Raw genomic sequence first — 1233 nt, 5'->3', positions numbered from 1 at the left:
TTGTTGACCAGATCCCAGAGCTTCTCGGCGCCGCGACGGGCCAGGGTGTGCTCGACCTGGAAGGAACCGCGCAGACGGACGACGTCGGCAGCGGAGTAACCGCGCTTGATGCCTTTCCAGCGGGGGTTTTCAGCCCAGTCTTTTTCGAGGGCGGCGATTTGCTGTTCGCGAGTGCTCATGTGAATTCCTCAGGTAATTTGGTTTGGGGGTTTCGGCGAAGAACCGAATGCCTATGGTGCTGTGCCGATGGGAGAAAGTATAGTGACTTTTTTGCGGGGCAGCAATAGTCTTATATAAGACATAAGACAAAATTATTTTTAATAAAAACAGCGTATTACAGTCAATATTTCATGATGTAAAACGCTGTTTGTTTTTATGAAATGAAATCGCGCTGCGTCAGCACAAGGTTTTGCTGCTAACCAGAACGCCATCTTCGTCGGCGTACAGATATTCACCAGGGGTAAACGTTACGCCGCCAAAGGTGACGGCGATATTCTTGTCGCCGACACCTTTCTTGAGCGTCTTTTGCGGGTGCGTATTCAACGCCCGGACGCCGATATCGATACCGTTGATGTCACCCGAATCACGGATGCAGCCGTACACAACGACCCCGGCCCAACCGTTCTTGGCAGCCAGAATGGCCAGTTGATCGCCAACCAGCGCGCAACGCAGCGAACCACCACCATCGATGACGAGCACCTTGCCCGCGCCATTCTCGGCAAAGGCTTCGCGGACCAGCGAGTTGTCCTCGAAAATCTTGAGCGTGACGATCTCGCCGGAAAAGTTGGTACGGCCGCCATAACGCTGGAACAGCGGGGCGACGACGCGCACGGTCTTGCCCAGTTCAGCTTCGAATTCATCACAAAGGTCAGGGGTCTTGAAGGTCATGCTGGAGTCCTCGAAATAAAAAAAGCCGTGCAATGTTGCACGGCTTTTGGGGTGGATGGCAATCGTTCAGACGATCGCTTCGGCCTTTTCTTCCTCGAAATCGAGTTTGATTTTGCCGTCCTTGTCGAGGTCGACCGTAACGCGCCCTCCGCTCGCCAGTTTGCCGAACAGCAACTCGTCGGCCAAGGCCGAGCGGATCGTGTCCTGAATCAGCCGGGCCATCGGACGGGCGCCCATGAGCGGATCGAAGCCCTTATCAGCAAGTAGTTCCTTGACCGCCTCGGTGAAATGCGCGTCGACCTTTTTCTCATGCAACTGTTCCTCAAGCTGCATGAGGAACTTGTC

Annotated in this window: 2 protein-coding genes and 1 pseudogene; all 3 read right to left on the bottom strand. The window is 54.3% G+C overall.

Annotated features, from left to right (window positions below):
• Positions 1–179, bottom strand: a pseudogene (locus ADADOO_RS02055) (isocitrate lyase); the annotation flags it as partial.
• A 217-nt stretch (positions 180–396) separates the two neighbouring features.
• On the bottom strand, positions 397–888 hold the full coding sequence (gene rraA / locus ADADOO_RS02050; RefSeq protein ID WP_511274573.1) for a ribonuclease E activity regulator RraA: 492 nt from the start codon (positions 886–888) through the stop codon (positions 397–399).
• Positions 889–954: 66 nt separating this feature from the next.
• On the bottom strand, positions 955–1233 hold a 279-nt coding region (locus tag ADADOO_RS02045), incomplete at its 5' end, for a ClpB D2-like domain containing protein (RefSeq protein ID WP_511274571.1).

The sequence above is a fragment of the Azonexus sp. genome, assembly GCF_036170495.1.
In the GTDB taxonomy this organism is placed as follows: domain Bacteria; phylum Pseudomonadota; class Gammaproteobacteria; order Burkholderiales; family Rhodocyclaceae; genus Azonexus.
Note: the sequence above shows the minus strand (reverse complement) of the source record. Positions and strands in the feature narration are given on the sequence as shown.

Coding starts and splice junctions, on each gene's coding strand:
- rraA (WP_511274573.1), bottom strand. CDS start 888: ATGACCTTCAAGACCCCTGACCTTTGTGATGAATTCGAAGCTGAACTG.